At 64.7% G+C, this 6,658-nt stretch carries 5 protein-coding genes; 3 read left to right on the plus strand and 2 right to left on the minus strand.

All coding sequences use genetic code 11. The annotated features are described in order from the left end of the window. The first annotated feature begins 214 nt into the window (after nucleotides 1-214). Together XnspCFBP7698_RS18380 and XnspCFBP7698_RS18385 are read left to right on the plus strand one after the other, a co-directional pair. The gene (locus XnspCFBP7698_RS18380) at nucleotides 215-1,510 is read left to right on the plus strand and encodes an MFS transporter (RefSeq protein ID WP_166750676.1); all 1,296 of its coding nucleotides are present in this window, start codon (nucleotides 215-217) and stop codon (nucleotides 1,508-1,510) included. A 58-nt stretch (nucleotides 1,511-1,568) separates the two neighbouring features. Further along, nucleotides 1,569-1,796, plus strand: a complete 228-nt coding sequence (locus XnspCFBP7698_RS18385) for a hypothetical protein (RefSeq protein WP_047692723.1) — start codon at nucleotides 1,569-1,571, stop codon at nucleotides 1,794-1,796. Nucleotides 1,797-2,053: 257 nt separating this feature from the next. Here the strand turns inward: XnspCFBP7698_RS18385 and XnspCFBP7698_RS18390 are convergent, their stop codons facing one another. Together XnspCFBP7698_RS18390 and XnspCFBP7698_RS18395 are read right to left on the minus strand one after the other, a co-directional pair. Then, nucleotides 2,054-3,187, minus strand: a complete 1,134-nt coding sequence (locus XnspCFBP7698_RS18390; protein WP_104581166.1) for an anhydro-N-acetylmuramic acid kinase — start codon at nucleotides 3,185-3,187, stop codon at nucleotides 2,054-2,056. Between the two features lie 309 nt (nucleotides 3,188-3,496). After that, entirely contained in the window at nucleotides 3,497-4,915 is a 1,419-nt protein-coding gene (locus tag XnspCFBP7698_RS18395; protein ID WP_104581165.1) for a M23 family metallopeptidase, read from the minus strand. Between the two features lie 170 nt (nucleotides 4,916-5,085). On the opposite strand from XnspCFBP7698_RS18395, the gene tyrS reads away from it, so the two are divergent. Further along, a complete protein-coding gene (gene tyrS / locus XnspCFBP7698_RS18400) occupies nucleotides 5,086-6,297 on the plus strand; it encodes a tyrosine--tRNA ligase (protein ID WP_104581164.1) in 1,212 nt (403 codons plus the stop codon). The last annotated feature ends 361 nt before the right edge of the window (nucleotides 6,298-6,658 follow it).

Below are 6,658 nucleotides of genomic sequence, written 5' to 3' on the forward strand. Positions count from 1 at the left end.
GGGCGACCAGGCAGTCGGCTGCGCGCAGTCCGCAGGTATCCGCAACGAGAAACATCGCGCCGCTTGGGCGCCGCCGTTGCGCCGTGGGCCACGTTGCCCTCGCAGCTCCTCCGGTACCGAGCGCAATGTTCGCTTCCGCCAACGCGGCCCGCGCAGGTGCTGGCCACAATGGCGGCGTCGTCTCGTTCGCTTACCGCATCCAGCGGCTGCACGCATGACCAAGCCTGCACAACGTTACGAAGGCCTGCGCGGCATCCGACAGGCCTTCACCACGCCATCGGCGGCGACCATGGCGCTGCTCGGCTTCGGCAGCGGGCTGCCATTTTTGCTGATCGCCTCGCAGACCTTGTCGACCCGGCTGCGCGATGTCGGCCTGGACCTGGGCAGCATCGGGCTGATCAGCCTGGCCAGCTTTTTCTATCTGCTCAAGTTCCTCTGGGCGCCGCTGATCGACCGCTATGCGTTTCCGCTCACCGCCTTCCTGGGCCGGCGCCGGTCCTGGCTGCTGGTCGCGCAGATCGGCGTCACCATCGGCCTGGCCGCGCTGGCCTTCTCGCGTCCGGAGTTGAGCGTGACCGGCTTGGTGAGCTGGGTCCTGTTTGCCTCGTTCTGGGGCGCCACCCAGGATTCGGTGGTCGATGCCTATCGCATCGAGATCGCGCCGGAAACCGCCCAGGCGGCATTGGCGGCGACCTACACCTTGGGATATCGCGTGGGCCTGATCCTGGGCGGCGCCGGTGCGCTGTACATGGCCGAATATCTCGGCTGGACCTGGGCCTATGTGGGCATGTCGGCGCTGATGCTGCTGCCGATCATCACGACCCTGGTCTGCCGTGAGCCGGACCGTCCGGACACCACGGTGGTGCGCCGCATCGATGTCGCCGGCGCATTCTGGCAACCCATTTCGAGTTTTTTTTCCAGCAATGGTCTGGCACTGGCGATCGTGCTGTTGCTGTTTGTCGGCCTGTACAAGTTCCCCGACCAGGTGATCGGGGTCATGGCCGGGCCGTTCTATCTGGACTCCGGCTACACCAAGGCCGACATCGCCACCGTCTCCAAACTCTTCGGCGTCTGGGTCGGGATCGTCGGCGCCTTTGCCGGCGGTGCGGCGGTGGCCGCATACGGCTTCCGGCGGATGTTGCTGGTGGCCACCCTGGGCGTGGCGTTGTCCAACCTGGCCTTCCTGCTGATGGCGCACAACCCCGGCAAGCTGTGGGCGTTCTATGCCGCGCTCAGTGCCGACAACCTGTTCCAGGGATTTGCCGGTACCGTGCTGGTGGCCTTCATGTCATCGCTGACCAATCGCAATTTCACCGCCACCCAGTACGCCTTGCTGGTGTCGCTGGCCAATCTGCCGGGCAAGTTTGCCGGCGGCGTTTCCGGCTTTCTGGTGCAGTCGACCTCCTACAGCACCTTCTTCATCCTCAGCGCCCTCACCGTGATTCCAACCCTGGCACTGCTGGCCTGGCTATGGCCGCGCCTGTTGGCCCACGACCGCCGACCGGATTGAAACGTCCGCCAAGGTTGCCGATGATGCCGGCGGGGCAATCCATCGCACGAGGAAGGGCATGACCGATCTGGTATTGCGTGACATCGATCCGCTGCTGGTGGACCGCATCCGTCGCATTTCCGTTGCACGTGGCTGGACCCAGCACCAGACCGTCATGCATCTGCTCGAACAAGGCCTGTTCGCCAGCGAATACGAAGTCACCGGTGGCCTGCAGCATCCGGAGGTCGATGCCCTGGCCGAAGCGATTGCAGCACTCAAGGCGCTGCCGGCGGGCAACAACCCCTGACAGCGGATGCCGGTGGTGCTGGCGCGGACCATACGACGCCGAGCCGGAAGACGGACGATCGGCGATGGCGCTGACAGGGAGCCTGCCTCCCGGCCGCTCGCGCAGCTCAAGCAGCCAGACGGACAGACCATCGCCAGCGGCTTGCCGCGTCAGCCGGATTCCTGTCCAGCGGTAGCGTCGGTTGATAAATCAGGCATGCACCTGCGCGAGCAGCCTCCACCGGCGACGCGGCGCGGCCGTTCGGCCCGCTGTTGCGCTTAAGCCGGATAGATAGCCCCCAGCAGCCGTGGCCCCGCCGCCCCAGTCACCGAGGGCAGATTGGCCGGGCGTCCGGCCAGCAGTTCGGCCGCCAGCCAGGCAAAGCCCATCGCTTCCAGATAGTCCGGATCCAGCCCGCGCCGCGCGCTGGATTCCACCACCACGCCCGGCAACCGGGCTGCCAGGCGGGCCATCAACACCGGGTTGCGTACGCCGCCGCCGCACACCAGCACGCGCCGGGTCTGCGGCTGCAGCCGCAGCAAGGCCTCGGCCACCGTGGCCGCCGTGAGTTCCAGCAAGGTGGCCTGCACATCTGCCGCCTGCAGCGCCCTGCCGCCCATCGCCTCTTGTACCCAGGCCAGATGAAATTGCTCGCGCCCGGTGCTCTTTGGCGGTGCCAACGCAAACCACGGGTCGGCCAGCAGCGCCTGCAGCAGGACGGAATCGACGTGGCCACTGGCAGCGAACAGGCCATCGGCATCGAAGGCCGTGCCGCGGTGCTGCTGACACCAGCTGTCCAGCAACGCATTGGCCGGGCCGGTGTCGAAGCCCCGTACCGTGCCATCGCGCGGAATCAGCGTCAGGTTGCCGATGCCGCCCAGGTTCAGCACCGCGCGATCCTCATCGCCCGCACCCAGCATGGCCAGATGAAAGGCCGGCATCAGCGGCGCGCCCTGGCCACCGGCAGCGACATCGCGGCGGCGGAAATCGGCCACCGTGGTCAGGCCGGTATGCTCGGCAATCCGGCTGGCATCGCCAATCTGCCAGGTAAACGCCGGTGCGCTCGTCGGTCGATGGCGGATGGTCTGCCCATGCGAGCCGATCGCGCGAATATGCTTCCGCGCAATGCCGCTCTCTGCGATCAACCGGTTGGCGGCGTCTGCAAAGGCCAACCCCACCTGCGCGTCCAACTGACCCAGCGCATCGATGGCCACCGTCTCGGCGCCCTGGCCCAGTGCGATCAGGGCATCGCGCAGCGGCGGCGCCCATGGCACGGTCGTGCCCGCAACCAGTTCGCAGCGGCGGTGGCTGTCATCGGCAAAACGCACCAGGGCCGCATCGATGCCATCGGCGCTGGTGCCCGACATCAGGCCAAGATAGAGCGGAGAGTCAACGCGTTCCAGGACAGACATGCCGAAGCCAGAGATGCACGGTCGGCCAGCTTGTGCAGCCGGGCCAGGTCCGTCAACCGGTCTTGCACGCGACGCTGATGCGCGATACCCGCATCGCCACCGGACCTCACCTCGGGACGCGTGCCGCCAGGACCACGGCGGCGCGGAGTTTCCCCCCCGCAGATCTCAGGCCTCTGCGGCCATCGCACCTAGGCAACGGCGGAGGGTGGTGAGACCAGTGCAGGGTGTGGAAGCTACCGGCGCTTACAACACCAGCAGACCACAGCGGTGGCTGCAGACGGATCAGCCACGCAGCATGGCCGCAGCCGCTCAACCGCGCGACTTGCCCTTGGCCGGCTTGGCGGCGTCGGCATAGATCAACTTTTCCATGCCTTCGATACGCGCCAGGGCCGGCGCCGTCTGCGCCCGGAAGGCCGCGAGCTCGGCACCTTGCAGCGGCTCCGGCGGCGGCATCGTCACCGACATCGGGTTGCGTTGCTGCCCGGCCACGCGGAATTCGTAATGCAGATGCGGGCCGGTCGCCAGGCCGGTCATGCCGACATAGCCGATCACCGTGCCCTGGTTGATGCGCTGGCCGGCCTTGATCTTGCCGAAGCGCGACATGTGCCCGTACAGCGTGCTGTAGTTCTTGCCGTGATCCAGGATCACCACATTGCCGTAACCGCGCTGGGTGCCGACAAACACCACCCGCGCATCGCCGGCCGCCATGATCGGCGTGCCCGAAGCGGCCGCATAGTCCACGCCCTTGTGCATGCGCATGGTGCCCAGCACCGGATGCTTGCGCGCACCGAAGGTGGAGCTGATCCGGCTATAGGCCACCGGCATGCGGATGAAGCTCTTCTTCAAGGGCCGGCCGGTGATGTCGTAATACTCGGCCGGCTTGCCGGCGCGCTCGAAGCGGAAGCCGGTGTACGTCTTGCCACCGGTGGTGAAGGTCGCCGCCAGGATGTCGCCGGTACTGATCCGCTCGCCCTCGCGCCAGGTCTCGTCCATCACCACACTGAAACGGTCGCCCGGCTGCAGGTCTTTATCGAAGTCGATGTCGTATTTGAAGATTTCATCGGTCATGACCGCCACCGCCGCCGGCGACAGCCCGGATTTCCCGGCAGAGGCATACAGTGAGCTGCTGATCTCCCCGCTGGCCACCACCGTGCGCGTCGTGGTCGCCCGCTCGGTCACATTTTCGCGAACGCTGTCGCCCAGCAGGCGCAGTTCTACCCGGTGGCTATCATCGCGATCGAAGCGCAGCGCCCGCAGCTGGCCGGGCGTCGGCATGTCAAACGCAATTTCAGTACCGGGACGCAGCTTGGTCAGCGCCTCCTTGGTGCCCGGATGCGCCAGTACCTGGTACATCACCGCCGTCGGAATCCCCAGCTCGCCGAACAAGGTGCTCAGCGTCTGGCCCGACTTGACCTGCAGAATCTCCCAATCGGTGCTTGGCGCCAGTTGCTTGCGGATGGGTACCAGCGGCGGTAACGGCAATGCCAGCGTCGAATGACTGGAAAGTGGCGTATCGATGGCGTTGGAAAAGCCCGGCACAATGGTGGCCACCAACGCACCGATGGTGGCGAACAGGCTGGCGTGGATCCAATGGCGGCGTGTCCAACGGTCGTTGAAGGCCGCCGGAAGATGCGCCTTGAGCTTGCGATGCAGTGCAGTGTCGTGGAGGACGTGGAGGCGTTCGTGAAAGCGCCGCTTGCGTGCACGGCCCTGCTCTGAGTTCTGCATCGTTCAAATTCCTCGCTGGCTCGAAGTGCGAGCCCAATCGCCGGTACCATAGACAGCCTGTAACAGCGCGTCAAACCATTGAGCCTGTTCGTTATTTTCACTTGGCGCGAAATTAACCCGCGTTTAACATCATTCACGTTTTTGACGGCAAGCGCCGCTGGAGTCTGTGGTTGGCCACTATCGAAGAATCCCTCGCACTCATCGGCCGTGGCGCCGAAGAGATCCTCAAGCTCGATCAGCTCGAAGCGCGACTGAAATCCGGCGTGCCGCTGCGGGTGAAGGCCGGCTTCGATCCCACCGCGCCGGACCTGCACCTGGGCCACACCGTGCTGCTCAACAAGATGCGGCAGTTCCAGCAGCTCGGCCATCAGGTCATTTTCCTGATCGGCGACTTCACCGGCATGATCGGCGACCCCAGCGGCAAGAACGTCACCCGCAAGCCGCTCAGCCGCGAGGACGTGCTGGCCAATGCCCGTACGTATGAGGAGCAGGTCTTCAAGATCCTGGACCGCGAACGCACCGAAGTGCGCTTCAACTCCGAGTGGTTCGGCCAGATGAGCGCGGCGGACATGATCAAGCTGTCCGCCCAGCACACGGTGGCGCGCATGCTCGAGCGCGACGACTTCGCCAAGCGCTTCGGCGGCCAGCAGCCGATCGCCATCCACGAATTCCTCTATCCATTGGTGCAGGGCTACGACTCGGTCGCCTTGAAAGCCGATGTCGAGCTGGGCGGCACCGATCAGAAGTTCAACCTGCTGATGGGCCGTGGCCTGCAGGAGCACTACGGCCAAGCGCCGCAGATCGTGATCACCATGCCGCTGCTGGAAGGCCTGGACGGCGTAGCCAAGATGTCCAAGTCGCTGGGCAACTACATCGGCATCAACGAGCCAGCCATCGACATCGTCACCAAGACCATGAAAATCGGCGATGAGCTGACCTGGCGCTGGATCGACCTGCTGTCCTTTGAGATCAGCATGGCCGAGGCCGCGCGTCTGAAGGAGCAGGTTACCTCCGGTGAGCTGCACCCGCGTGAGGTCAAATTACGTCTGGCGCGCGAACTGGCAACGCGCTTCCACGATATGGCCACCGCAGAGCAGGCCATTGCCGGCTGGCACGCTGTGGTGACAGGGCAGGGCGACACCAGCCTATTGCCGCTACAGGAAGTGGTCGTGCCGCCCGAAGGCCTGCGCATCGCCAGCTTGCTGACAGCCGCCGGCCTGACGCCCAGCAATTCCGAAGCCACCCGCAAGCTCAAGGAGCGCGCGGTCAAGATCGACGGCGAAGTGGTGGAAGATGCCAGCCGCGTCTTCGCCCACGGCTTCGAAGGTGTCATACAGGTGGGCAAACGCAATTTCGCCCGGGTGTCGCTCGTGAGTGCCTGACTCAAGACTGGCCTGAAGCGCGTCGAGGTCGCTGCAGGGCGGCAACCTCGACGGTTTTACGAACCACGCCATTAGATAGAGAGTGAATTCGTAGATGTACGAGAGGCTGATCCGCGGTTGAGTGAGCCATAGCGCAAGTTTCTGGCAGCTTAGTGAAAAATTTTTCACAAAACCCTTCCCAAAACCCTTCCCAAAACCCTTCTCTGGGCATATAGTTCGCCTCCCCCGACGCAACGGCCCGCAAACGCGGCGCCAAAGCAGAAAGGGTTCGAAAACTCCTTGAAATTAAGGTGTTGACGAAACGAAAAAGCCGGCTATGATGGGCGGCTCGCTACACGGAAAGACGCTACGGCGGATTGAA

It is taken from the genome of Xanthomonas sp. CFBP 7698, assembly GCF_003600855.1.
Classification (GTDB): Bacteria; Pseudomonadota; Gammaproteobacteria; order Xanthomonadales; family Xanthomonadaceae; genus Xanthomonas; species Xanthomonas cannabis.

Coding starts and splice junctions, on each gene's coding strand:
- XnspCFBP7698_RS18395 (WP_104581165.1), bottom strand. CDS start 4,915: ATGCAGAACTCAGAGCAGGGCCGTGCACGCAAGCGGCGCTTTCACGAA.
- XnspCFBP7698_RS18390 (WP_104581166.1), bottom strand. CDS start 3,187: ATGTCTGTCCTGGAACGCGTTGACTCTCCGCTCTATCTTGGCCTGATG.
- XnspCFBP7698_RS18380 (WP_166750676.1), top strand. CDS start 215: ATGACCAAGCCTGCACAACGTTACGAAGGCCTGCGCGGCATCCGACAG.
- XnspCFBP7698_RS18385 (WP_047692723.1), top strand. CDS start 1,569: ATGACCGATCTGGTATTGCGTGACATCGATCCGCTGCTGGTGGACCGC.